This is a genomic window from Streptomyces sp. NPDC051684 (genome assembly GCF_044453445.1).
Lineage (GTDB): Bacteria > Actinomycetota > Actinomycetes > Streptomycetales > Streptomycetaceae > Streptomyces.
Window position 1 is genome coordinate 141,702 of record NZ_JBITCS010000003.1, and the last position, 24,194, is coordinate 165,895.

The following is a 24,194-nucleotide window of genomic DNA, read 5'->3' on the forward strand; positions in this document are numbered from 1 at the left end:
ACGAGGCAGGATGGTCCGCGCGGTCGGCAAGTCGCAGTAATCAGGGAGGAACCGTCGTCGTGAGCAGCAGGCCATCCCGAGGCGCTGCTCGCCTCGCAGCCATACTTGACGCGCTTCCGGACGGGTTGTTGCTCGTCAACACCAACGGAACCGTGGTCAACGCCAACTCCATCGCCCTGGAGTCCTTCGAGGCCCCGGGCACGGCACTTGTGGGGCGCGGCCTGCTCGACCTCCTGCCCGAGTTCGACTCACGGCTGATCCCCGGCTCGATGCGCCGGCCCGACACCGTGACCGACGAACGCGGGCGGACCAAGCCGACGCGGATGACCGCGCGGCGCACCGACGCGAGCGAGTTCCCCGTCGAGGTGACCTCCGCGAACCTCTCCGACGGCGCTCGGGACGCGGTGGATCCGTACGGCTCCAGTGGCGGCCAGAGCTACAGCGGTTCCGAACTGCTCATGCTCGTCGTGCGGGACCTGTCGGGAGCCGTCGACACCGAGGCCGAACTGGCCCGTTCGCAGCGGCAGACCGAGATGATCCTGCGCGCCGCGTCCGAGGGCGTCGTGGGTACGGACACCGACGGGCGGATCGTGCTCGTCAATCCTGCCGCCGCGCAGATCCTCGGCTTCCGGGCCAGTGATCTGGGCGGGCAGGAACTGCACCCGCTCATCCTGCACTCGCGTCCGGACGGCGAACCGTTCCCGTACGAGGAGTCCCCGCTCGCCGACACGCTGCGCTCCGGGCGCAAGCACCGGGTGCGCGGCCAGGTGCTGTGGGCCAAGGACGGCGCCAAGGTGCCCGTCGACATGACGACGGCCCCGGTGCGCGACGGGGACCAACTGGTCGGCGCCGTCATGACGTTCGCCGACCGCAGTTCCGTCGAGAAGCTGAACGTCGAGCACGCCGAGGAGCTCGCCCGGCTCGGCGAGGCCGCCGAGAAGGAGCGCGAGGAGCGCGCCGCGGAGCTGCAGCGCGTCACCGAGGAGAGCGCCTCCGAGCTTCAGCGCGTCACCGACGAGAGCGCCGCCGAGCTGGAGCGGGTGCGCGAGGAGCTGGGCTCCGAGCTCACGTCCGTGCGCGAGGAGCTGACCGGTGAACTCGCCGCCGTCCGCGAGCAGCACGCCGAGGAGCTGTCCGCCGAGAAGGAGCGGGGCGCCGCGCTCGCGGAGCGCGAGAAGGACCGTTACGAGGCCTTGGCCGCGCGGCACACGCAGCTGCTCGCCGTGCTCGGGCAGTCACTGCGCGGGCCGTTGGACGAGCTGCGCCGCGAGCTGAGCCAGCTCGCCGCCGACGACGCGGGCCAGCTGTGGCCCGAGGCCAACCAGGTGCTGCACCACCTGGCCGCCGGGTACTCGCGGATGACGACCCTCGTCGACAACGTGCTCGCCTACCAGACCTTGGACGAGGGCGGTTCGCTGCTCTCCCGTACGAACGTCATGTTCGACGCCGTCGTGGCCGCAGGTGTCGACGGGGCCGTCGAGCTGATCGGGCCCGGCCGGGTGCAGTTCGCCGTGCACGCGCCGCCGATCGAGGCCGAGGTGGACGCGGGCCGGCTCGCGACCGCACTCGCGCATCTGATCGCCGACGTCGCCGGGATCGACGCGACCGGCAATGCCCGCACGCCCGCCACCTCCGGGTACGTCGACTCGACCGTCGTCGTGGCCGCGGCGCAGCGGGGCGCGAACGTACGCATCGAGGTGCGCGGCCCCTACTCGGGCGGCGACCCGGTGCACGAGCCGATCGTGCACGGCATCGTCCGGGCGCACGGCGGTGTGTTGCAGACGCACGAGGTGCCGGGGATGAGCGGCAGCGCGTACGTCCTCGAAGTGCCGATCGGGACCGGGGCCGGGGCCGGGGTGGTTCCCGCTGCCGGAGTCGTCCCCGAGGCCGGGGGCGCTCCCGGTGCCGGTGGTCTTCCCGGGCAGGCGGCGGGGCCCGACGCGGCCGCCGACGGCGTACCGGCCAATGTCTCCGTCGAGGCCTCCGAGGCCATGGAGTCCCAGGACGCCTCCACCGAGGCGAATCCGAACCTTCCCGCGCAGGCCACCGGTGGCGGCAGCAGGCGCCGCAGGGCGCGGCGGGCCGCCGGGCCCTCGACGGACGCGTTCCTGGAGAGCAGCGTGTCGGGCGCCGAGCAGCCCGCGTCGGCCTCCTCCTCCGGTACGGGCCGCAGGCGCGGCCGCCCCGCACCGGAGGAGTCCGCCGCCCAGGGGTCCGTGGTGACCTCGGCCGAACACGGGACGAGCTCCCCGGCCTTGGGCGACACGGTGCCGCCGCAGGGCGTGCCCGCGCCGACCGGCCGCAGGGCCCGGCGCGCCGGGCGTGAGGAGCAGGCCGCCCTGCCCGCGCTGCCCTCCGGGTCCGCGCCCGACCGTGAGCAGGGTGCCGAACCGGCTCAGGGCGAGCTGGAGTTGGCCGGTGCCGGGACCGCGCAGCCTTCCGGGCGGCGGGGGCGGCGCGCGCTCGGCAGCGCGCAGCCGGCAGAGGACGCACAGGCTGCACAGGCCGCGCAGAACGCACAGGGTGCTCCGGCGGGTGGTCGGCAGGCGGGTCCGCGCGAGGTGTTCGCGCTGCCGCCCGCCGCGGCCGACCGCACGCCGCAAGCCCTGCCCGAGACCGACGTTCAAGCCGAGACGCAGCCCGCGACGCAGCCCGAGGCGCAGTCGACGATGCCGCCCGAGGCACCGTCCGATGCGCAGGCCGAGGCGCAGCCCGCCGCACAGCCCGCACCCGGTGACGTACCGCAGGAAAACGGCGCGCAGCCGCAGCCCCTGCCGTTGCCGGACGAGGCGCACCAGCACGACACCGCCGAGGCACACCCGGCCGCGGACCACACGCCGCCGCAGCCGCACCCGGCGCAGACCACGCCCGCCCTGGGCACGCCCACGGCCGGTGGCGCCGGCTCCGCGCTGCCGCCGGAGAACAAGCCGGCCGGCGAACCCGAGGAAGCGGCGGCGGACCAGAGCCAGGATCAGGGCCAGAGCCAGGGCCAGGGCCAGGAACAGGCCGCGAACCAGGCAGAGGCTCAGGCGAAGCCCAAGCCGGAACCGCAGCCCCAGCCACAGCCCCAGCCGGCCGCACAGCCGGAGCCCCAGTTCCAGAGCACCCCCGCCGACGAACCGGAGAGCGCCCCGACGCCCCCGGCCGAAAGCGCCCCGGCCCCCGCCGCCCAGCCGCTGCCCGCCGAGGCCCCGAAGCCGCAGGCGCAGGACCAGGCCCCCACCGGTGACACGAACTCGACGCAGGGACGCGCCTTCAGCGTGCGGACGCTGGGCCAGGGCGTGCCGTTCGGGCGCCAGGTCGCCGCGCAGCAGCGCCGTCCGCAGCCCCCGGCCCCCCAGCCGCTTCCGCCGCAGGCTCCGCCGCGTCCGAGCACCGCGCCGCAACCGGCCGCGGCGCAGGGTCAGACACAGGGCCAGACGCAGGGCGGGTCCGGCACACTCGGCGGTTCCGGGCGGCGACGCAAGCTGTCCAATCGCCAGGAGAACCGTCAGGAAAACCGCCAGGACGCCCGCAAGGAGCAGCCGGACACCACCGGCAGGACCCCACAGCCCCCGGCGCAGAACACCCCGGCCCCCGGCACCCCGCCCCAGGGCACCGCTCACGGCACGCCCCCGCAGGGCACGCAGGCCCGGCCGCACCCGCAGCCGCTCCTCTCGCCGAACGCCTCCGAGGGCGGCGGCCGCGCCTACGCGATCGGCGCTCCCGAGCAGGACGGCGTCGAGGGCCCGGAGCCGCTGGACGGCCCCGGTGGCGCCGTCGAGGTGGCCAACCGGCCGCAGCCGATGCCGATGGACGACGAGTTGCCGCCCGAGCCGCTCGACAACCCGCGCCGGCTCCTCGTCTGGCCCGCGCCGGACGTGGCGACGCAGCAGGCGCTGAGCGACCGCGGCTACCGCCCGGTGACCGTGCACTCCCGCGAGGAGGTCGACGCGCAGATCGCGGCGTTCCCCGCCGCGCTGTTCGTGGACCCACTGACCGGGCCGATCACGCGGACCGCGCTCCAGTCGCTGCGCCAGGCGGCCGTCGCGGCCGAGGTGCCGGTCCTGGTGACCGCGGGCCTCGGTCAGGCCTCGCGCGACGCCGCGTACGGCGCCGACCCTGCCGTCCTGCTGAAGGCGCTCGCCCCTCGGGACAGCGAGCAGCACCCGCCGCGGGTGCTGCTGATCGAGGAGCACGAGGAGATCGCGCTCGCCCTGACCGCGACGCTTGAGCGGCGCGGAATGCAGGTCGAGCGGGCCGCGAACGACACGGACGCGGTGGCCATCGCCTCCGAGCTGCACCCGAACCTCGTCGTGATGGATCTGCTGCGGGTACGTCGCCGCCAGGCCGGCATCATCGACTGGCTGCGCGCGAACGGGCAGTTGAACCGCACGCCGCTCGTCGTCTACACCGCCGCCGTCGACCAGGCCGAGCTGCCGCGGCTCGCGGCGGGGGAGTCGGTGCTGTTCCTGGCGGAGCGTTCCACGAGCGCCGAGGTGCAGGGCCGGATCGTGGACGTACTGGCGAAGATCGGCACGAACTGAGTCTCGGCTCCTGAGCCTCTGACTCCGAGCCTCAACACACGTACGGGGGCGGCCCTTTCGGGCCGCCCCCGTTTCACGTGAAACAGGCCGTCACAGCTTGGTGATGTCCAGGTCTCCCTCGGCGTACTGCTTGCGCAGCACCTTCTTGTCGAACTTGCCGACGCTGGTCTTCGGGACCGCCGGGATGATCGTCCAGCGCTCCGGAAGCTGCCACTTGGCGATCTTCTCGGCGAGGAACGAGCGCAGCGTCTCGAAGTCGGCACTCGCCCCCTCCTTCAACACGACGGTGGCGAGCGGCCGTTCGCCCCACTTGTCGTCGGGCACGGCGACGACCGCGGCTTCGGCGACGTCCGGGTGGGACATCAGCGCGTTCTCCAGGTCGACGCTGGAGATCCACTCGCCGCCGGACTTGATGACGTCCTTGGCGCGGTCGGTGAGCGTGAGGAAACCGTCGGGGCTGATGGTGCCGACGTCGCCGGTCTTCAGCCAGCCGTCCTCGCTGAACTTGTCCTCGGGGCGCAGCGGTTCGTTGCCCGCACCCGCGTAGTACGCGCCCGCGATCCAGGGACCGCGTACCTCCAGCTCGCCCGCGGACTCGCCGTCCCAGGGCAGGTGCTCGCCACCGGGGCCGGTGAGCCGACCCTCGACGCCGGCCGGGAAGCGGCCCTGCGTGAGCCGGTACGCGAACTCCTCCTCGCTGCCCGGCGCGGCGCTGGCCGGGGGACGGGCGACGGTGCCGAGCGGGGAGGTCTCCGTCATGCCCCAGGCGTGGCAGACCCGCATGCCCAGCTCGTCGAAGGCCTTCATCAGCGAGGGCGGACAGGCCGCGCCGCCGATGGTGACCTGCGTGAGCGTGGAGACGTCGCGGGGCTTGGCGGTCAGCTCGGCGAGCAGGCCCTGCCAGATGGTGGGGACGGCGGCGGCGTGCGTCGGGCGCTCGGACTCGATCATCTCGGCGAGCGGCGCGGGCTGCAGGAAGCGGTCCGGCATCAGCATGTTGACGCCGGTCATAAACGTGGCGTGCGGCAGCCCCCAGGCGTTCACGTGGAACTGGGGGACGACGACGAGGGAGGTGTCGGCGTCCGTGAGACCCATCGACTGCGTCATGTTGACCTGCATGGAGTGCAGGTAGATGGAGCGGTGCGAGTAGACGACGCCCTTCGGGTCGCCGGTGGTGCCCGAGGTGTAGCACATGGCGGCGGCCTGGCGTTCGTCCAGCTCGGGCCAGTCGTACGTGGTCGGCCGGCCCGCGATCAGCTCCTCGTACTCGTGCACCCGCGCGGAAGCGCCGTCAAGTACGGAGCGGTCGCCGGGTCCGGACACCACGAGGTGCTCGATCGTCGGCAGCTTCGAGAGCAGCGGGGCGATCATCGGGAGCAGCGAGCCGTTGACGATGACGACCTTGTCGGCGGCGTGGTTCACGATCCACGCCAACTGCTCGGCGGGCAGCCGCAGGTTGAGCGTGTGCAGGATCGCGCCCATGCACGGCACGGCGAAGTACGCCTCGACGTGCTCCGCGTTGTTCCACATGAGCGTGGCGACCCGGTCGTCCTCGCGCACGCCGAGCTCGTCGCGCAGCGCGTTCGCCAGCTGGTGCGCGCGTTCGGCGGACTCGCGGAAGCTGCGGCGGTGCGGCTCCGCCTCGCCGGTCCACGTGGTGATCTGGGACGATCCGTGCACCTGCGCGCCGTGTTGCAGAATGCGGGTCACGGTCAGCGGTACGTCCTGCATCGTGCTCAGCACGGCGTCCTCCCGGTGGGCGCTACGGAGCAGTAAGGTTTCGCTGATTCTCACTGCATACCACGCGGTATGTCACTACTTCCGGGGATGATCGATCAACGCGTCACCCGAGATCACCAGCCGATCACCCGCTGGTCACGCCGTGTGCCGCAGTTCCGGGTCCTCGCGGAGCTTGCCGAGCGCCCGGGACACCGCGCTCTTCACCGTGCCGATGGAGACGCCGAGCACCTGGGCCGTCTGGGCCTCGCTCAGATCCTCGTAGTAGCGCAGGACGACCATCGCCCGCTGCCGGGCGGGCAGCTTCGTGATGGCGCGCCACATCGCGTCGTGCAGCGCCTGTTGCTCGGCGGGGTCGCCGGCCGGCGTCTCCCGGTGCTCGGGCAACTCGTCACAGACGAACTCGTCGACCTTGCGCTTGCGCCACTGCGAGGTCCGGGTGTTCAGCAGGGCCCTGCGCACATAGCCGTCGAGCGCCCGGTGGTCCTCGATCCGGTCCCACGCGACGTACGTCTTCGCGAGCGCGGTCTGCAACAGGTCCTCGGCGTCGCACGGATTCGACGTCAACGACCGGGCGGTGCGCAGCAGCACGGGCTGGCGGGCCCGGACGTACGACGCGAACGACGGGTACGCCGGGGCTGCCGGGCGCGCCACCGCGGCGCTGCGCGGTGTGGCCTCGGGTGCGCTGGTGCGGACAGGCGCCAGGGTTGCGGTCATGGCTCCACGCTATGAGCGCCCCCTACTTCCGGGGATCGGCCGGAGGTCCCGAAGCGGCGTCCGCCTCAGGTTGTACGAGGGGTGCTGGCCCCACCTCCTGAAGGTGGAGCCGGCGGTGAGGTCCCCTGGGGGAAGGCCCTGACTCCCCCTCGCCTGGAAGCGGGGGCAGCCGCCCCCTTCAGCCGTCCGACCCCAGGATCAGGCCCGACGTGGGGACCCCGGTGCCCGCCGTGACGAGCGTGGTCGCCGCGTCGGGTATCTGGTTCACCGCCGTGCCCCGCAGCTGCCGCACGCCTTCCGCTATGCCGTTCATCCCGTGCAGATACGCCTCGCCCAGCTGCCCCCCGTGGGTGTTGAGCGGCAGCCTCTCCTCCGCCACGAATCCGGCGGCCTCGCCCGGCGCGCAGAACCCGAACTCCTCCAGCTGCATGAGCACGAACGGAGTGAAGTGGTCGTAGAGGATACCCACGTCGATGTCGTCGGGCCCGAGGCCCGCCGTCCGCCACAGCTGCCGCGCGACGACGCTCATCTCGGGCAGGCCCGTCAGCTCGTCCCGGTAGAAGCTCGTCATCTGCTCCTGCGCGCGGCCCGCGCCCTGGGCCGCGGCACGGATCACCGCGGGCGGGTTCGGCAGGTCGCGGGCCCGCTCCACGCTGGTGACGACGATCGCCTGCCCGCCGTCCGTCTCCTGGCAGCAGTCGAGCAGCCGCAGCGGGTCGACGATCCAGCGCGACTCCGCGTGGTCGGCGAGCGTGATCGGCTTCTCGTAGAAGTACGCCGCCGGGTTCGTCGCCGCGTACTTGCGGTCGGTGACCGCGACATGGCCGAACGCCTCGGGGGTCAGCCCGTACGTGTGCAGATAGCGCTGCGCCGCCATCGCCACCCAGGACGCCGGGGTGAGCAGCCCGAACGGCAGGTTCCAGCCGAGCGCCGCGCCCTCCGCGGACGGCTCCCGGTGCTGCACGCCCGAGCCGAAGCGCCGGCCCGAGCGTTCGTTGAAGGCGCGGTAGCAGACCACGACGTCGGCCACGCCGCTCGCCACCGCCAGGGCCGCCTGCTGCACGGTGCCGCAGGCCGCGCCGCCTCCGTAGTGCACCCGGGAGAAGAAGGAGAGCTCCCCCATGCCCGCGGCCTGCGCCACGGTGATCTCCGGGTTGGTGTCCATGGTGAACGTGACCAGCCCGTCGACATCGGAGGGGGACAGGCCCGCGTCGTCGAGCGCCGCGTGCACCGCCTCCACCGCGAGCTTCAGCTCGCTGCGTCCGGAGTCCTTGGAGAACTCCGTGGCACCGATGCCGACGATCGCGGCCCTGCCGCCCAACCGGTCCTTGCCGCGCACGCTCATGCCGCGCTCCCCTCGGGGACGACGACCGTGACCGTGCCGGTGACGTGGCTGCCGATGCCGTTCCTGCCGACGACCTTCACCTGCGCCGTGTCACCGTCCACCTCGGCGATCGTGCCGCTCAACACCATGGTGTCGCCCGGATAGTTGGGCGCCCCGAGCCGTATCGCGACCTTGCGCAGTACGGCGCTCGGCCCGAAGTGGTCGGTGATGTAGCGCCCCACCAGCCCGTTCGTCGTCAGGATGTTCATGAAGATGTCGGGGGAGCCCTTCTGGTGCGCCAACTCCGCGTCGTGGTGCACGTCCTGGTAGTCGCGCGACGCGATGGCCCCGGAGACGATCAGCGTCCGGGTGATCGGGATCGTCAAGGGTTCGAGCTCGTCCCCGGCCCGCGCCCTGAGCTCGTCCCCGGCGTTCACTCCGGCCTCTTCTCCGACCTTCATGCGGCCTCCCCTTCGTCGCCCGCGCCCGCTCCCGACGCGATCAGTTCGCCCAGCTCCTCAAGGAGTTCGGCGCCGCACCCCAGATATCCGTCCAGCTGCCGACCCCACAGGAAGTGCCGGTGCACCGGGTGTTCCAGGTCGGCGCCCATGCCGCCGTGCAGATGCTGGCCCGTGTGCACGACCCGCTTGCCCGCCTCGGAGGCCCACCAGGCCGCGGTCAGCGCATGGCTCTCGTGGTCGAGACCGGCGTCGCGCCGCCAGGCCGCCTCGTATGCGGTGACCCGGATCGCCTCGATGTCCATGTGCGCCTCGGCGGCGCGGAGTTGGACGCCCTGCTTGGCGGCGAGCGGTCTGCCGAACTGCTCCCGCTCGTTCGTGTACTCCACGGCCCTCGCCAGCGATCCCGCGCAGACCCCGGCCTGCAACCCGGCGAAGGCGGTCCGCGCGGCCGCGAGCACGTCCGCGTGCGCCTCGGGCCCGCCGATCCGCTCGGCCTCCACGCCGTCGAGCACGAGCCGCCCCGCGGACCAGGGTGCGGTCAGCTCGACCGGCTCGCACGCGGCGCCCTCGGTCCGCATCATCCACAGGCTGTGGGTAACTTTCCCGATGCCGCCGCCAGGCCCGGACCCGGGTCCGGGCCCGCCGCGCACCGCCACCAGTACGTGCGTCGCGTCCCGCAGCCACGGCACCCACGGCACGGCCCCGCTCAGCCGCGCCCGCCCGCCCGGCAGGGCGTCCACCACGATCCCACCGCGCGCGGGAAACGCCCCCGCCGCCACGGCCGAACCGTCCCGGAGTCCCGGCAGCAGCCGCTCCCGCTGCTCGTCCGTACCGTGCGCCGCCACCGCCAGGAGGCCGTACACACAGCTCGCGGCGAACGGCACCTGCGCCGTCGTCCTGCCCTGCTCCTCCAGCATCAGGACGAGCCCGAGCAGCCCGGTCTCCTCCACCGCGCCCGCGAGGCCCGCCGCGCCCAGCTCCTTCCAGAGCTCGCTGTCCGTACCGCCGCCGAGGCCCGCGAGCCGCTCCGGCGTGGACAGGTCCCCGAAGATCCGCGCGGCGAGGTCCCGCGCCGCCTCCTGCTCCGGGGTGGGTGTGAAGTCCATGTCAGACCTCACCGCCCTCGGCGTCGTCGGTCACCCTGAAGACGGGCAGTTCCAACTCCTCGTCCACCGCCAGGAATTCGAGGCGCACGGGCATCCCGATGCGCACCTTGTCGCTCGGCACCCCCACGACGTTGCTCACCATGCGCACGCCCTCCGCCAGTTCGATGAGCCCCACCGCGTACGGCGGGTCGAAGGCGGGGAAGGGCGGGTGGTGCATGACCACATAGCTGTAGACCGTGCCCTCACCGCTCGCCTCGACGGTGTCCCACTCCTGTCCGCCGCACGTGTTGCACCCAGGCAGCCAGGGGAAGCGCAGCGTCTCGCACGCGCGGCAGCGCTGGATGAGCAGCCGGTGGTCGGCAACGCCCTCCCAGAAGCCCGCGTTGTCCCGGTTGACGACGGGCCGCGGCCGCCGGCTCCTGTCCTTCTTCGCCGCCCCGCTGTTCGAACTCCGCTTGGCCGGCGTGTACTTCAGGATGCGGAACCGGTGCGTTCCCGCGATCTCCTCGCCCACCCGGACGTTCATCCGGGTCGTGATGAAGTGCCCCGTGCCCAGCTTCGTCGTCTTCAGCGGCGAGATCGACTCGATCACCGAGTCGTACGTGATCGCGTCACCGGGCCGCAGCGGCCGCAGATACTCCTGCTCGCAGTCGGTGGCGACGACCGAGGTGTACCCCGCGCCGTCGAGCAGCGCGAACAGCTCGTCGTGGGCGGGAGAACGCCCCTCGTAGCTGGTCAGCCCTGCCATCGTCCAGGCCTGCAGCATGGTCGGCGGCGCGATCGCGTCCGGTCCCTGGTAGGCGGGATTGGCATCGCCCATGGCCTCGCACCAGTGCCGGATCATCGGCGCGTTCACCGGGTCCAGGCCCTCGGCCTCGGTGGCCGCCACCCGCCCCTCGAAGGTCTTCAGCTTCTCGTACGCCAAGGGCTCGTGCCCCATGAACTCCTGCCCCGCAACACCCGCGCTCACCGCTTCCCCCTCCGCATCCCGAGCCGCATCGTCGCCACGATCTCGCGCTGCACCTCACTCACCCCGCCACCGAAGGTGTTGATCTGCGCCGCGCGGTTCATCCGCTCCAACTCGCCTTCGCCCACCCCCGCTTCACCGCCCCCCGTATCGCCGAACGCGCCCGGCGAACCGGCCCGCACCCACCCGGCGTCGCCCGCGATCTGCTGACATATTCGATACGTCTCGACCGCGGATTCCGTTCCCGCGAACTTCACGCCACTGGCGTCTCCGGGGGCCAGTCGGCCCGCCCCGACATCCCCCACCAAACGCCAGTTGAGCAGGCGCGTTGCCGCGAGCCGGGCATGCGCTTCGGCGAGTTGAGATCGGACCCAGGGCGCGTCAACACGGCGCTCGCCGGTCACCGGATCGGGGGTGCGGGCGGCCTCGGCCACCCGTTCGTAGAAGTCCTCGGCCTGCATCCCGATCGCGGCGAGGGCGACCCGCTCGTGATTGAGCTGGTTGGTGATCAGCCCCCAGCCCGCGTTCTCCTCGCCGACCAGATTCGAGCCGGGGACCCGGATCCCGTCGTAGTACGTGGCCGTCGTGGTCAGGCCACCGACGGTGTCGATCGGGGTCCACGAGAAACCGGGAGCGTCGGTCGGCACGAGGATGATCGAGATGCCCTTGTGCTTGGGCGCCTCGGGGTCGGTCCGGCAGGCGAGCCAGATCCAGTCGGCGTTCTGCGCGTTCGACGTGAACACCTTCTGCCCGTCGATCACCCAGTCGCCGCTCGCTTCGTCGCGCACCGCGCGCGTGCGCAGGGACGCGAGGTCCGTGCCCGCCGACGGCTCGCTGTAGCCGATCGCGAAGACCAGGTCGCCCTTGAGGATCCGGGGCAGGAAGTAGGCCTTCTGCTCCTCGGTCCCGTACTTCATGAGCGTCGGGCCGACCGTGTTCAGCGTGACCATGGAGACCGGCGCGCCGGCCCGGTACGCCTCGTCGAAGAACACGAACTGCTCGTCGGCGCCGCGGCCCTGCCCGCCGTACTCGGTGGGCCAGCCGAGCCCGAGGAGTCCCTCGGCCCCGATGGCGCGCAGCAGTCGGCGCTGGCCGCTCGGGTCGTCGGCCGCCGGTGGGCCGCCCGGCATCAACGTACTGAATCTCTCTCGCAGTTGAGCGCGCAGCTCTCGCTGGCGCTCGGTGGGGGCGAGGTGCACGGCGGCTGCCCTCCAGGACTGGCCTCGTACCGACAAGGGTTTCTGACTGTCCGTCAGATGCCGATGGGTGTCAAGGGATCAGCACGCGCGCGTAGCGCCGTGAAAACGCCTGCGCGGCGGCGCCGAAGCACCGCCGCGCAGACTGTCACGCACCCCACGGAAAGCCCCCGCAGCGCGGGAGCCGGCGGGTTACCAGAGCTCGGTGAAGTGCACGTTGACGTTCGACTGGTCGATCGCCGTGAAGCCGGAGCCGTTCACCTGAGCCTCGTTGTTCTGGTTCGAGGCGCCGTTGCCGACGGCCTGCTGCTGCGTGGTGGACGAGTTGCCGTAGTTGTCGTCTCCGACGCCGCTGCCGCTGACCGTCGCCACCCCCGCGTTCGATCCGTTGTCCGCGAAGGAGCCGTTGTCGGCCATGGCCACTCCGGAGAAGAGGGCTGCCGCAAGGGGCAGAGCGGCGACGGCGGCGATGGCGCGGGCAGTACGGATGGAAGCCATGTCTATTCCTCCAGGACAGGAAGTACGCTCCGGGCGCTCGGACGAGGTCCGGCCACCCGTCAAGTACGGGATGTACCAGGGCAGTTGGCCGACTGCCCCGGCGAAGTTCACGACGTCGCGAGATCAGAATTGCCCACCGAATCCCCGGCGAACCACCCCGGAAGCCGCGATTCGCTCGCAAGCGTGAGGACATGTCGATAAACCCTCTTCACGTCCGGAAAACCCCAGCTCAGGCCGGAGTGCGCCACTTCAGGACCAGCCCTGCCCAAGCGGCCCAAACGACGAAGCGTTTCAGCACATTTTTGGTAAATGCTTCCCTCGGATGACCAGCCCCACTTCCCTTCTTCGAACATGCGTACGAAAATGAGGGCATGGCCACCACGGACCGGCACCCGCCCCACAGCCCACCCCACCCGTCCCTCGCGACCCTGGCCCTCGCGCACGCCCTGTCCGCCGCCGAACGCGGGCTCGCCGTCATCCCGCTGGCCAGGACCAAACTCCCGGCGCTGCCCTCGCCGCACCGCGGCGATCCGCCCACGGCCCCGCGCTGCCACGGCGAATGCGGCCTTCCGGGGCACGGCGTGTACGACGCGTCGACCGACCCGCGCCGCATCCGCGCACTGTTCGCGGCAGCCCCCAGGGCGACCGGCTACGGCATCGCCTGCGGCCTGGCCCCGCACCACCTCATCGGCGTCGACCTGGACACCAAGTCCGGCACCGACGCCTCCGCCGCCCTGCGTGAGCTGGCCTTACGGCATCTCTTCACGATCCCCGACACGGTGGTCGTGGCCACCCCGAGCGGCGGCCGGCACCTGTGGCTCTCCGGTCCGCCGGACGCCGTGGTGCCCAACTCCGCGAGCCGCCTCGCCCCCGGCATCGACATCCGGGGTGCGGGCGGCTACCTCGTGGGGCCCGGCTCGCGCACCGAACACGGCGTCTACAGCACGGTTCCGGGCACCGGCCACCTGCCGCCCGCACCCTGCCCACCGGCGCTCCTGCGCCTGCTCACGCCCCCACCGCGCACGCACCACCCCATGACGGGCCGCCCCGGTCAACACGGCCTGGGCCTCGTCCAGTTCGTCCTCAGCGCCCACGAGGGCCAGCGCAACACCCGCCTCTTCTGGGCGGCCTGCAGGGCGTACGAGAACGGCGTCGGCGACACCCTCGCGGACGCCCTGGCCGACGCGGCGGTGCGCACCGGTCTGACGGAGCGGGAGGCCCGCTCCACGATCGCCTCGGCGGCGCGGCTCACGGCGGGGCCGTAGGCGCTCCACCCGAACACGAGCGAGCCCCCGGCCCGGGATCCGGGTCGGGGGCTCGCTCAACTGGGCGGTGGGTGTGGGATTTGAACCCACGGAGGCTCTCGCCTCGACGGTTTTCAAGACCGTTCCCTTAGGCCGCTCGGGCAACCCACCCCGCACCGCACGCGTGGTGCGGCGCGGGGACCAGGGTAGCGGGTCCGGTCGCGGCGTCGGTCAGCTGTCGCCCTTGCGCTCGCCCAGGGTCACGTCGACCGTGTGCTCCTTGCCGTCGCGCGTGTAGGTGAGCTTCACGGAGTCGCCCGGCTTGTGCTGCCAGATCTGGCCGATCAGGGTCGGCCCCGAGTCGATGGGCTGGTCGTCGAGCTTCGTGATGACGTCACCGGGCTTGAGGCCCGCCTTGTCCGCCGGACCGTTCGGCGTGACGGCCGCGGAGCCGCCCGCGCCCTGCTCGGTGATCTTCGCGCCGCCGGTGCCCTCCTCCAGGGAGACGGAGGCCCCGATCACCGGGTAGACCGGCTGCCCGGTCTTGATGAGCTGCTGGGCGACCATGTTGGCCTGGTTGATCGGAATGGCGAAGCCGAGACCGATCGAACCGGACTGGCCCGAACCGCCGCCCATGCCGCCGCTGGAGGCGGACTGGATGGCGGAGTTGATGCCGATCACGTTCCCGTTGCCGTCGAGCAGCGGGCCCCCGGAGTTGCCCGGGTTGATCGACGCGTCGGTCTGCAGGGCGCTCATGTACGAGGCCTTGCTGCTGCCGGTGCCGTCGCTGGAGGCCACCGGGCGGTCCTTGGCGGAGACGATGCCCGTGGTCACCGTGTTCGACAGGCCGAAGGGCGCGCCGATCGCGATGGTCGAGTCGCCGACCGCGACCTTGTCGGAGTTGCCGAGCGTGAGCGGCTTCAGGTCGTCCGGCGCGTTCTTGAGCTTGATGACCGCGACGTCGTAGCCCTGCGCCTTGCCGATCACCTCGGCGTCGTACTTCTTGCCGTTCGAGAACGTCGCCGACAGCTTGCCGCCGTCCGCGGCCTCGGCCACCACGTGGTTGTTGGTGAGGATGTGGCCCTGCTTGTCGTACACGAAGCCCGTGCCGGTGCCGCCCTCGCCGTTGTTGCCCTCGGCCTCGATGGTGACCGTGCTGGGCAGCGCCTTGGCGGCGATGCCGGCGACGGTGCCCTTGTCGCGCTTGAGGTCGGCCGGGTTGGAGGCGGAGACGGTCGACGAACCGGTGTCCGATCCGTCGCCGCGCTCGGCCGCCCAGTAGCCCACGCCGCCGCCGACCGCGCCCGCGACCAGGGCCGCGGCGATGATCCCGGCGACCAGGCCGCCGCGCCGACCGCCCGGCTTGGGCTCCGGCTGCTGGTACGAGGCGCCCCAGCCTCCGCCGCCACCGCCCGACGCGTAGGCCGGCATGGCGGGCGGCGGGGGCGGCCAGTCGCCGCCGTGGGCGGGTCCTGCCGCGGTGGGCGCCCCGTGGTCGGCGGGCCCCGGCTGCCCGCCCGCGGGGGCGGGCGCGGCCCCCTGGGGAGCCGACGCGGGAGCAGCGGGAGCGTCCACCGGCACGGGAGGTGCGGACGGGGCCGGCGGTACCTCGGTGCCCTCGTTCTCGGTGCTCACAGCTTTCTCTCCTCGATCCACGGCTGTCGTCGCCGATCCGTCCTGTCTGGATGCTGGGGGCCGGCGACTGTCGCGCGCGCCGCCGTCCCGGCATGGTCCTGTCACGGTCCACTTGTGCTGTTGTACGCCGTCAGCCTTTCCCATGGGACGTCAGGCCACCGTAAGACGATCCTGTGCGTCCCCTGCCATCCTTTACGTCCGGCAAAACGGACGCATCCGCTGGGCCGAACTTTTCCTGGTCGCGCGCCGCGCGGTGGCACCATGACGCGGTGACCCTCGCACAACAGCAGCGCATTCAGGTCGTGGCCCACCGCGGTGCCTCCCAGGACGCCCCCGAGCACACATTGGCCGCCTACAAGAAGGCGATCGAGGACGGCGCGGACGCCCTCGAATGCGATGTGCGGCTGACGGCGGACGGTCATCTCGTATGCGTGCACGACCGTCGCGTCAACCGTACGTCGAACGGCCGTGGAGCCGTCTCGACGCTGGAGCTCTCCGAGCTCGCCGCCCTCGACTTCGGCTCCTGGAAGGGCCACGACGAGGTCCCCGACTGGACGGGCAGCGCGGCCGACACCTCCGACACCTCGGTGCTGACGCTGGAGCGCCTCCTGGAGCTGGTCACCGACGCGGGCCGTCGGGTGGAGCTGGCCGTCGAGACCAAGCACCCCACGCGCTGGGCGGGGCGGGTGGAGGAGCGGCTGCTGCTCCTGCTCAAGCGGTTCGGCCTGGACGCCCCGGCGCAGGACGAACCCTCGCGCGTGCGCGTGATGAGCTTTTCCGCGCGCTCCTTGGCGCGCGTCCAGGAGGCCTCTCCGACGCTGCCGACGGTCTACCTGATGCAGTTCGTCTCGCCCCGCCACCGCGAAGGACGCCTCCCCAGGGGCGTGCACATCGCGGCCCCCAGCATCCGGATCGTGCGCAACCACCCCGCGTACGTCGAGAAGCTCGCGCGCGCGGGTCACCAGATCCACGTCTGGACGGTGGACGAGCCCGGGGACGTCGACCTGTGCGCGAGCCTGGGGGTCGACGCGATCATCACCAATCGCCCCGCGGCAGTGCTGCGCCACCTCGGCAGGTCCTGAGGCGGGCTCGCGGACGAGCCTCCGCAGGGACGGAATCCGGCCACCTTTACCCAACGCGGTCACAGGGTGTGCCCCGGCGCGTTCGGACCGTATTCGATCGTCACGAGTGCCTCAGCGGAAGCGGGATGGCCGGTTTCCGGTCCAGTCCATTGGGGCATTCACACCGTGGCGTGGGGCAAAGGAGGTCTCGGGGGTGGCGTTGGTGGTGGCACAGGAAGTGCCCGCGTCGTCGAGCATGGCCGTACCCCATGGCCCTGCGGGCGTGGGTTCGGCAAGACGTCGGATGCGTGATCAGCTGCGCATGAGCGACGTACCGGAAACGGTGATCGACGACGCAGTTCTCATTCTTTCCGAACTGCTCAGCAATGCGTGCCGGCACGGCCGGCCGCTCGGCGAGGACCTGGTCGGCGACGGTGACGTACGCGCCGCCTGGCGGGTCGACGACCGTGGCTGCCTCACGGTCGAGGTGACGGACGGCGGCGGGCCCACCCGCCCGATTCCGGCCACTCCCTCGATCACGGCGCACGGCGGCCGCGGGCTCAACATCATCTCGGCGCTCGCCGACGACTGGGGCGTACGCGACGGCATGCGCGGCGAGGTCACCGTCTGGGTGATCGTCCACAAGGACGTCCACGCGGAGGCCATGGCGCAGCGCCGGGACGACTTCGCCTCGCGGGTGGCCGCGCCGCCCGTCGGGGACCTGGCGGACCTTGGCTTCCCCGACGCGTTCGACGAGCTGGGCTGAAAACCGGCCGGGCGCGGCCAGTTGGGCTGAATCCCCCTCTTGTCAGTACGAGCGGCTAGGCTCGCCGCCGTACGTACGAGAGCCGTATCCGGGAGACACCCAAGATGGCCAAGAAGCGCCCGCAGACCAAGGGCAAGCCGCACGTCACCGCAGGCGAGGTCCCCGTCGTCGGTGCCCGCGAACCCTGCCCCTGCGGCAGCGGTCGCCGCTACAAGGCCTGCCACGGCCGGGACGCCGCGCACGCCGTGACCGAGCTGGTGCAGCGCCCCTTCGAGGGCCTGCCGGGCGAGGGCGACTGGGTCGCGCTGCGCGAGCTGGTGCCCGCGGCGACGGTCGAGCTGACCCTGAAGGACGGGCTCCCCGAGGGTGTCCCCTCGGTGTCCCTCGCCACCGTGCTGCCCATGGCCTGGCCGGCGCTGCGCCGCGACGACGGCTCGGTCCTGCTCGGCCTGCAGAACGAGACGCCGTCCGGGGACATCAGCCGCGATCTGGCCGACACACTGCTGCGCGCGCTGGCCGCGGAGCCGGGCAACCCGGTGCAGACCCGCCGCGCGCCGGCCGACGGCCCGCGCCTTCAGGACGTGCTCGCACCGGAGGGCACTTTCGAGCCCATCGTGCACACGGGCTTCGAATTCTGGGTTCCGGACTCCGAGAACGCGTCGGGCGAGGTCGCCGCATCCCTTGAGCGGGCCAACGCCGCGGCGATCCCCACCGTGAAGCTCTCCGGCGTGGACAGCGCCTACTGGTGCGAGACGCCGGAGAAGAACCACCTGCGGTGGGTCATGCCGCACGCCGAGGAGAAGCTGCTCGACGCGCTGGCGCGGCTGCACGCGGCGGGCACGTCGTCGCTCGGCGAGGGCACCCGCCTGGTGGGCTCCTTCAGGGCGCACGGCCTGACCGTTCCGGTCTGGGACCTGCCCAGCTCGATGCGGGCGGAGGACATCGAGAAGCCGGCCGCCGAATTCGCCGAGCGGCTGGCGGGCGCGCTGGCCACGGACGCCCCGCTGACCCCGGACGAGCGTCGCGCGCGCGGCGGGCTCACCAATCGACAGGTGACGCTCAGCTGATTCACAGCTTCGGGTGGGCTGACCGACCAGTCAGCCCACCAGGACAGGGAAGCCGCCTCGAACCGCCAGGTGAGCCGGGTCACAACTCCCGGTGGTTGCAGGTAAATCCATGTCCGAATAGAAGAGATCGAATTTGCTAACCGGCGATCTCTTGTTACCGTTCAAGCAGCCCGGTTGCTGGTGCATCCCCCGTCGCCAGCAACCGGGCGCTTCCATGTGCGCTCCGCGCCCGCCGGGTCTCAACCCCCGTGCGACGGCGCCGAGTTGCTTCCGGAGCGCAGCAGCAGCGGGCCTTCCCCGCCCTTCGCGTACTCCGCCACCGCCGTGTACTGGCCGGGCTCTCCCCGCGTACGTCCCCGCGGTGTCTCGCACATCCCCGGTTCGTCCTCGGCCCCCACGGCACAGTGCAGCTGCACCGTGCGCCCACCGGGTGCCATCAGGGTCAGTACGGCGGCCAGACCCGTACCCGTCGCGTTGCGGTAATAGGTACGCGCCCAGGTGTCGGGTCCCTGGACGAGCACGCAGGTCTGCGCCTCGATGCCCTCCGGGGCGGAGAGTTGGGGACCGCAGTGGGCCTCGGTGGTCACACCGAGACCGGTCAGCAGGGAGGGCTTGCTGGTCTCCCGCTCAGCCGGTTTGCCGTCGGGGCTCTCGCCGTCCGCGCCTGCGCTCGGCCCTTCGTTCGAGGCGTGGTTCGCCCTGTCGGCGTCGTCGGACACGGCCGCTCCGGAGGCAGGCGGGTCGGCGGCCTCGACCGCGGTGACCGTCTGCCGCGCGGGCCCGTCGTCCACCGGTCCCGCGGACGCGCCCGCCAGCGGCAGCGCCGCCGTGAGAACCACCACGGCGAGCAGACCGAACAGCCGGAGTCGCGCGTGCGGCCGCTCCCGCTCGGTCTCGTCCGGGAGCTGGGGGGAGCGTGGCGCGGCAGGCATGCGCCGAAGATATCGGCGCGCACCCCGCCCACCGGCCCGCCGCGCGCCGGATTCCGCTACAACTCGGGCGCGCTCACACCCGTACGGGTGAGGGCGTCGACCACCGTGCCGACCACGGCCTCCACATCCGGCGTCCACGGAGCCGCGGAGCCGGGCAGCGGCGCACGCTCCCAACGCACCTGCCCCGCGCCCGAGATCGACGGCGGCAGGGCGAGATAGCCGCCCTCCCCGTGGAAGCGCAGCGATCCGGGTACAAAGTCCTGCGCGTACAGGAGTTCGCCGAGCTGTTCCATCGAGTACGGCGCCACGAGGATCGCGAGCCGCTCCGGCGTCGCGATCACCGGGCCGAGCCGGACGTCCCTGCGGTCGAGCGCGGCGAGCGCGCGGGCGCCCGCGACGGCCGGCAGGCTCACCGCGCAGGGCGCGCGCCCCTCCGAGGCACCGGCCGGGGCACCGGTGGCGAGCACGATCGGCGCCTCGGGGCGGTTGGTCCACCACCAGCGGACCATGCGCTCGTCGGTCGTCGCGGCGAGCAGCCCCGGGTCGAAGGGGTGCGCGCCGGGCACCGTGCACTCCGGATCGGGGCAGGCGCAGCGGACGCCGTCACGACGGCCTCCCGCTTCGAGCCCTATTCCCGGCAGGACCGGCCACTGCCACGCTGTCGCGAACGTGTGGGCCGCGCTGATCAGGTCAGACTTCCCGTTGTCACGCCTGGACAGGAGCCTGCGTCGCCTTCCGAGGATCTCGCGCATGAGCGCTCGTTCCTTTCCGTAGACCGAAGAGAACGCTATGGGCCACATCACACCATGTGTCGATCAGTCACTGCGCGTACGTGTTGGAGCGCCACACCCCAGCCTGAACCACCGGCCCGAGGCAGGATGAACCCCTATAGTCCGAGCGCCTGCTGTGTGCTTTAAAAGCCTGGCGTGGGGTGGCGGCGCCTGGCGTTTGCTGTCCCGCGCATTTCTCGCCGCCTCCACCGCGGGAGGATGGGACACGGTCGCCGATGGTTATGACGCCCGGTTCCGCCACCAGGTTCCGGGCTGATCCCAACTGCCCCTGGTCTTCACCGACTACGTACCCATCACGGCCGCCATGACGCTCTGTCGACCACAGCTGAACAATGCCAGTCGACCGCAATGAGCGCTTCCCTAAGGCAGTTTTTGGCCATCTTCGAACGATCGGGATCGGCCCGGGATCGGAGCGGGATCACATATGAGAACAGAGATCATTTTTCCCCGAATGTCGCTTGACCACGGCAGACACCGGGATTCCTGGATGGACAATGCTGGACATCCCCCAACGAGTCCGTGTACATGTGGAGGCATTGCTGGCGGCGCAGAATGACATGGGGGTTTGCGATGCTAATGAGCAATACGCACCGGTCGGAAAGCCGGAAGCCATGACAACCCCGCGCCTGCCGAAAGTGGCCGGAATCGATTCCCCTCCTGGACAGGTGCCCCCTCCAGCCCCCAGTAGCGCGCCCGCTCCCCCCGTGTCGCAGGTCACTCCCTCCGCCGTGGCACCCGGAGCCGTGATCCAGGACCGGCTCGCCGGCTGGGTGTCCGATCTCACGACGCTGCACGAACTCACGGAACGTCTGGCCCGCACGGCCGCACTCGAGGACGCACTGCACGAACTGCTGCGCGCCGGAGCCGCTCTGGTGGGCGCCCGGCGCGGCCTCGTCGTCCTGGAACCGGGCGACGGGCGCGGCCCCGACACCACCGTCGGCCTCGGCCTGTCCCGGCCCGACCTCGGGCACATCGAGACGGTGCCGCGCGGCTCCACCTCGTACGGACGGATCCTCGACGGGCTGTCGGCCGAGCCCGAGGCGCACGCCGATCTGCTCGCCGAGGACGGGCTCGACCCGCGCCACCGCGAGGTCGCCGCGCGCCTGGGCTGCGCCGCGAGCTACGCGATGCCGCTCGCCACCGACGCGGCCGGCCGGCTCGGCGCCGCGGTCTGGCTCTACGACGAACCGGCCGAGCCCGTCGAGCGCCAGCGCCACCTCATCGGCCTCTACACGCGCTACGCCACCGAACACCTCGCCCGCATCCTGGAACTGGAGCGCACGCGCGCGTGGTCACGCACCGTCGCCGACGAGCTGCTGCCGGCGCGGCTGCCCCGGGTCGCCGGGGTGCAGCTCGCCGCACGGCACCGCACGGGACCGCGCGGCGGCGGCGACTGGTACGACGCGCTGCCGCTGCCCGAGGGGGCGCTCGGGCTCGCGGTCGGCTCGGTCAGCGGCTCCGGCGCGAGCGCGGTCGCCGCGATGGGCCGGCTGCGCGCCTCCCTGCGGGCGTACGCGGTCATGGAGGGGGAGGACCCGGTGGCGGTCCTGTCCGATCTGGAGCTGCTGCTGCGCCTGACCGAGCCGGCGCGCAGCGCGACCGCCCTGTTCGCGTACTGCGAGCCCGCGCAGCGCAAGATCGTCCTCGCCGGAGCCGGGCACAGCCCGCCCCTGGTGATCGGCCCGCGGCGCACCGAGTACGCCGAGACGACCCTGTCCGCGCCGCTCGGGATGCTCGCCTGCTGGGAGGCGCCGAGCGTGGAGATCACTCCCGAGCCGGGCGAGACCGTGCTGCTCTACACGGACGGCCTGCTGCGCCGCACCGGCGACCCCATGGACCGTGCCTTCGCCCGGCTGCACGCGGCCGCCGCCAGTGTGCCCAAGGCGGACCGTGACGACCCCGGGGCGATCGCCGACCACGTGCTGCGGGCGGTGCTCCCCGACGGCCTCGACGCGGTCGAGAGCGAGGAGGACGTGGTGCTGCTCGCGGCCCGCTTCGAGTGACCTCCCTGACGCTGCGTGTAACGGGCCCTCTGCCCCTGGACCCCCTTCCGTACGCTCGTACGATGGAGGGGGTCCATTGCCGTATCCAGGGCATTTCACCGGACCCGCCGTGTCGAGGAGGAACCGTGTCGGAGGAGCTCAACCCGGAGGCCGCCGAGGCCGAGGAGCCCATCAAGCAGCGCAAGAACGGCCTCTACCCGGGCGTGTCCGACGAGCTCGCCGAGAACATGAAGTCCGGCTGGGCCGACACCGAGCTGCACGACCTGCAGCCGATCGCACAGGTCGCCGAGACCGCCACCCGCCGTGCCGCCCTGTCCGCCCGCTTCCCGGGCGAGCGCCTCGTGGTGCCCGCGGGCAACCTCAAGACGCGCTCGAACGACACGGAGTACGCCTTCCGCGCCTCGGTCGAGTACGCCTACCTGACCGGCAACCAGACGGAGGACGGCGTCCTCGTCATGGAGCCGAAGGCCGGCGGCCACGACGCCACGCTCTACCTGCTGCCGCGCTCCAACCGGGAGAACGGCGAGTTCTGGCTCGACGGCCAGGGCGAGCTGTGGGTCGGCCGCCGCCACTCCCTGACCGAGGCCGAGAAGCACTACGGCATCCCCGCCTCCGACGTGCGCGAGCTCACCGGCAGCCTGAGCGAGGTCACCGGCCCCACGCGCGTCGTGCGCGGCTACGACGCCGGCGTCGAGGCCGCGCTGACCGACAAGGTCACCGCCGAGCGCGACGAGGAACTGAAGGTCGCCCTCTCCGAGGCGCGCGTCGTGAAGGACGCGTTCGAGATCGGCGAGCTGCAGAAGGCCGTCGACTCGACCGTGCGCGGCTTCGAGGACGTCGTGAAGGTGCTCGACAAGGCCGAGGCCACCTCGGAGCGCTACATCGAGGGCACGTTCTTCCTGCGCGCACGCGTGGAGGGCAACGACATCGGCTACGGCTCCATCTGCGCCGCGGGCCCGCACGCCTGCACGCTGCACTGGGTCCGCAACGACGGCGCGGTCCGCTCCGGCGACCTGCTGCTGCTCGACGCCGGTGTGGAGACGCACACGTACTACACCGCCGACGTCACGCGCACGCTGCCGATCAACGGCACGTACAGCGAGCTCCAGCGGAAGATCTACGACGCCGTGTACGAGGCCCAGGAGGCCGGTATCGCGGCCGTGAAGCCGGGCGGCAAGTTCCGCGACTTCCACGACGCCGCGCAGCGGGTGCTCGCCACGAAGCTCGTCGAGTGGGGCCTCGTCGAGGGCCCGGTCGAGCGCGTCCTGGAGCTGGGCCTGCAGCGCCGCTGGACCCTGCACGGCACCGGGCACATGCTCGGCATGGACGTCCACGACTGCGCCGTCGCGCGGACCGAGGCGTACGTGAACGGCACGCTGGAGCCGGGCATGGTGCTCACGGTCGAGCCCGGTCTGTACTTCCAGGCCGACGACCTGACGGTGCCGGAGGAGTACCGGGGCATCGGCGTCCGCATCGAGGACGACATCCTCGTCACCGAGGACGGCAACAAGAACCTGTCGTCCGGTCTGCCCCGCAAGGCCGACGAGGTCGAGGCGTGGATGGCCCGCCTGAAGGGCTGATCAGCCAAAACGCAACAAGGAGGGGCCGCACTGGAAAGTGCGGCCCCTCCTTGTTGCGCGAGACCCCGCTCACACCGCCATCAGCGGCGCGTCCTTCCGCCACTTGAGGATCTTGTCGAAGCTGACCACGGCGCCTCCCTTGCCGGGTCTGTTCACGAAGTGCACATGGTCGGCGAGTTCCTGGATCAGGCACAGGCCGCGGCCGTGCTCCGCGTAGTCGGGCGCCGGGCGGACGGACACCGCCGCGCGGCCGCCGGTCGCGGTGAAGCCGGGGCCGGTGTCGGCCACTTCGATGCGGCACAGCTCGCCGTCCAGGTACGCGGTGACCCGGAACGCGTCCGACGCCTCGCTCGTCGCCGCGCCGCCGTGCTCCACGGCGTTCGCGCACGCCTCGCTGAGCGCGACCGACAGGTCGTAGGAGACGTCGGGGTCGACGCCCGCGGTCTCCATGGTGCCCATGAGGAGGCGCCGGGCGAGCGGCACGCTCGCCGCGTCGCGGCGCAGATGGAGGGACCACCAGATGCTCATGCTCCCGCCTCCTGGTCACGACTCGACATACCGATACGTATTGCCACCACCGGCC

At 72.0% G+C, this 24,194-nt stretch carries 19 protein-coding genes and 1 tRNA gene; 7 read left to right on the plus strand and 13 right to left on the minus strand.

The features are described 5' to 3' along the window. The first annotated feature begins 59 nt into the window (after window positions 1-59). Complete coding sequence (locus ACIA8D_RS04930) at window positions 60-4,526, plus strand: PAS domain-containing protein (RefSeq protein WP_399228740.1); 4,467 nt, start codon at window positions 60-62, stop codon at window positions 4,524-4,526. 90 nt (window positions 4,527-4,616) lie between these two features. Here the strand turns inward: ACIA8D_RS04930 and ACIA8D_RS04935 are convergent, their stop codons facing one another. The 8 genes from ACIA8D_RS04935 to ACIA8D_RS04970 all read right to left on the minus strand — a co-directional run bounded on the left by ACIA8D_RS04935 (window position 4,617) and on the right by ACIA8D_RS04970 (window position 12,532). After that, entirely contained in the window at window positions 4,617-6,269 is a 1,653-nt protein-coding gene (locus tag ACIA8D_RS04935; protein WP_399228742.1) for a long-chain fatty acid--CoA ligase, read from the minus strand. Between the two features lie 132 nt (window positions 6,270-6,401). Continuing rightward, window positions 6,402-6,980, minus strand: a complete 579-nt coding sequence (locus ACIA8D_RS04940) for a SigE family RNA polymerase sigma factor (RefSeq protein ID WP_399228743.1) — start codon at window positions 6,978-6,980, stop codon at window positions 6,402-6,404. A gap of 178 nt (window positions 6,981-7,158) precedes the next feature. Further along, on the minus strand, window positions 7,159-8,325 hold the full coding sequence (locus ACIA8D_RS04945; RefSeq protein WP_399228745.1) for a lipid-transfer protein: 1,167 nt from the start codon (window positions 8,323-8,325) through the stop codon (window positions 7,159-7,161). Then, the gene (locus ACIA8D_RS04950) at window positions 8,322-8,765 is read right to left on the minus strand and encodes a MaoC family dehydratase (RefSeq protein WP_399228747.1); all 444 of its coding nucleotides are present in this window, start codon (window positions 8,763-8,765) and stop codon (window positions 8,322-8,324) included. The genes ACIA8D_RS04945 and ACIA8D_RS04950 overlap by 4 nt, the downstream gene beginning before the upstream one ends. Beyond that, complete coding sequence (locus ACIA8D_RS04955) at window positions 8,762-9,871, minus strand: acyl-CoA dehydrogenase family protein (RefSeq protein ID WP_399228748.1); 1,110 nt, start codon at window positions 9,869-9,871, stop codon at window positions 8,762-8,764. Before ACIA8D_RS04955 ends, ACIA8D_RS04950 begins: the two co-directional genes overlap by 4 nt. A gap of 1 nt (window position 9,872) precedes the next feature. After that, complete coding sequence (locus ACIA8D_RS04960) at window positions 9,873-10,811, minus strand: bifunctional MaoC family dehydratase N-terminal/OB-fold nucleic acid binding domain-containing protein (RefSeq protein WP_399229093.1); 939 nt, start codon at window positions 10,809-10,811, stop codon at window positions 9,873-9,875. 26 nt (window positions 10,812-10,837) lie between these two features. Further along, on the minus strand, window positions 10,838-12,037 hold the full coding sequence (locus ACIA8D_RS04965) for an acyl-CoA dehydrogenase family protein (RefSeq protein WP_399228750.1): 1,200 nt from the start codon (window positions 12,035-12,037) through the stop codon (window positions 10,838-10,840). A 189-nt stretch (window positions 12,038-12,226) separates the two neighbouring features. After that, a complete protein-coding gene (locus ACIA8D_RS04970; RefSeq protein ID WP_399228752.1) occupies window positions 12,227-12,532 on the minus strand; it encodes a hypothetical protein in 306 nt (101 codons plus the stop codon). A gap of 371 nt (window positions 12,533-12,903) precedes the next feature. Between ACIA8D_RS04970 and ACIA8D_RS04975 the strand changes: the two genes are divergently transcribed. Beyond that, entirely contained in the window at window positions 12,904-13,797 is an 894-nt protein-coding gene (locus ACIA8D_RS04975; RefSeq protein WP_399228754.1) for a bifunctional DNA primase/polymerase, read from the plus strand. A gap of 65 nt (window positions 13,798-13,862) precedes the next feature. Here the strand turns inward: ACIA8D_RS04975 and ACIA8D_RS04980 are convergent. Both ACIA8D_RS04980 and ACIA8D_RS04985 read right to left on the minus strand, forming a co-directional pair. Next, a tRNA-Ser gene (locus tag ACIA8D_RS04980) sits at window positions 13,863-13,947 on the minus strand. Window positions 13,948-14,007: 60 nt separating this feature from the next. Beyond that, the gene (locus ACIA8D_RS04985) at window positions 14,008-15,411 is read right to left on the minus strand and encodes a S1C family serine protease (protein ID WP_399228755.1); all 1,404 of its coding nucleotides are present in this window, start codon (window positions 15,409-15,411) and stop codon (window positions 14,008-14,010) included. A 269-nt stretch (window positions 15,412-15,680) separates the two neighbouring features. Between ACIA8D_RS04985 and ACIA8D_RS04990 the strand changes: the two genes are divergently transcribed. The 3 genes from ACIA8D_RS04990 (at window position 15,681) to ACIA8D_RS05000 (ending at window position 18,305) form a co-directional block, all read left to right on the plus strand. Further along, a complete protein-coding gene (locus ACIA8D_RS04990; protein ID WP_399228757.1) occupies window positions 15,681-16,493 on the plus strand; it encodes a glycerophosphodiester phosphodiesterase in 813 nt (270 codons plus the stop codon). Between the two features lie 193 nt (window positions 16,494-16,686). Next, entirely contained in the window at window positions 16,687-17,238 is a 552-nt protein-coding gene (locus ACIA8D_RS04995; protein ID WP_399228758.1) for an ATP-binding protein, read from the plus strand. A 104-nt stretch (window positions 17,239-17,342) separates the two neighbouring features. Continuing rightward, window positions 17,343-18,305, plus strand: a complete 963-nt coding sequence (locus ACIA8D_RS05000) for a DUF5926 family protein (protein WP_399228759.1) — start codon at window positions 17,343-17,345, stop codon at window positions 18,303-18,305. A 239-nt stretch (window positions 18,306-18,544) separates the two neighbouring features. Here the strand turns inward: ACIA8D_RS05000 and ACIA8D_RS05005 are convergent, their stop codons facing one another. Together ACIA8D_RS05005 and ACIA8D_RS05010 are read right to left on the minus strand one after the other, a co-directional pair. Further along, entirely contained in the window at window positions 18,545-19,237 is a 693-nt protein-coding gene (locus tag ACIA8D_RS05005; protein WP_399228761.1) for a hypothetical protein, read from the minus strand. 56 nt (window positions 19,238-19,293) lie between these two features. Further along, window positions 19,294-19,989, minus strand: coding sequence for a bifunctional DNA primase/polymerase (locus ACIA8D_RS05010; protein WP_399228763.1), 696 nt, complete (start codon window positions 19,987-19,989; stop codon window positions 19,294-19,296). 533 nt (window positions 19,990-20,522) lie between these two features. Between ACIA8D_RS05010 and ACIA8D_RS05015 the strand changes: the two genes are divergently transcribed. Together ACIA8D_RS05015 and ACIA8D_RS05020 are read left to right on the plus strand one after the other, a co-directional pair. Further along, window positions 20,523-22,031: a PP2C family protein-serine/threonine phosphatase gene (locus tag ACIA8D_RS05015; protein ID WP_399228765.1), complete on the plus strand. Its 1,509-nt coding sequence runs from the start codon at window positions 20,523-20,525 to the stop codon at window positions 22,029-22,031. Window positions 22,032-22,156: 125 nt separating this feature from the next. Then, window positions 22,157-23,611: an aminopeptidase P family protein gene (locus tag ACIA8D_RS05020; RefSeq protein ID WP_399228767.1), complete on the plus strand. Its 1,455-nt coding sequence runs from the start codon at window positions 22,157-22,159 to the stop codon at window positions 23,609-23,611. Window positions 23,612-23,680: 69 nt separating this feature from the next. Here the strand turns inward: ACIA8D_RS05020 and ACIA8D_RS05025 are convergent, their stop codons facing one another. Next, window positions 23,681-24,139 (minus strand): ATP-binding protein, encoded by a 459-nt coding sequence (locus tag ACIA8D_RS05025; RefSeq protein WP_399228768.1) that lies wholly within the window; start codon window positions 24,137-24,139, stop codon window positions 23,681-23,683. Window positions 24,140-24,194: the final 55 nt, after the last annotated feature.

What these genes read in the sequence shown, in the direction of transcription:
- ACIA8D_RS04960 (WP_399229093.1), bottom strand. Translation starts at nt 10,811, where the DNA reads ATGGGGCACGAGCCCTTGGCGTACGAGAAGCTGAAGACCTTCGAGGGG.
- ACIA8D_RS04955 (WP_399228748.1), bottom strand. Translation starts at nt 9,871, where the DNA reads ATGGACTTCACACCCACCCCGGAGCAGGAGGCGGCGCGGGACCTCGCC.
- ACIA8D_RS04950 (WP_399228747.1), bottom strand. Translation starts at nt 8,765, where the DNA reads ATGAAGGTCGGAGAAGAGGCCGGAGTGAACGCCGGGGACGAGCTCAGG.
- ACIA8D_RS04975 (WP_399228754.1), top strand. Translation starts at nt 12,904, where the DNA reads ATGGCCACCACGGACCGGCACCCGCCCCACAGCCCACCCCACCCGTCC.
- ACIA8D_RS05025 (WP_399228768.1), bottom strand. Translation starts at nt 24,139, where the DNA reads ATGAGCATCTGGTGGTCCCTCCATCTGCGCCGCGACGCGGCGAGCGTG.
- ACIA8D_RS04945 (WP_399228745.1), bottom strand. Translation starts at nt 8,325, where the DNA reads ATGAGCGTGCGCGGCAAGGACCGGTTGGGCGGCAGGGCCGCGATCGTC.
- ACIA8D_RS05005 (WP_399228761.1), bottom strand. Translation starts at nt 19,237, where the DNA reads ATGCCTGCCGCGCCACGCTCCCCCCAGCTCCCGGACGAGACCGAGCGG.
- ACIA8D_RS05010 (WP_399228763.1), bottom strand. Translation starts at nt 19,989, where the DNA reads ATGCGCGAGATCCTCGGAAGGCGACGCAGGCTCCTGTCCAGGCGTGAC.
- ACIA8D_RS05015 (WP_399228765.1), top strand. Translation starts at nt 20,523, where the DNA reads ATGCTGGACATCCCCCAACGAGTCCGTGTACATGTGGAGGCATTGCTG.
- ACIA8D_RS04970 (WP_399228752.1), bottom strand. Translation starts at nt 12,532, where the DNA reads ATGGCTTCCATCCGTACTGCCCGCGCCATCGCCGCCGTCGCCGCTCTG.
- ACIA8D_RS04940 (WP_399228743.1), bottom strand. Translation starts at nt 6,980, where the DNA reads ATGACCGCAACCCTGGCGCCTGTCCGCACCAGCGCACCCGAGGCCACA.
- ACIA8D_RS05000 (WP_399228759.1), top strand. Translation starts at nt 17,343, where the DNA reads ATGGCCAAGAAGCGCCCGCAGACCAAGGGCAAGCCGCACGTCACCGCA.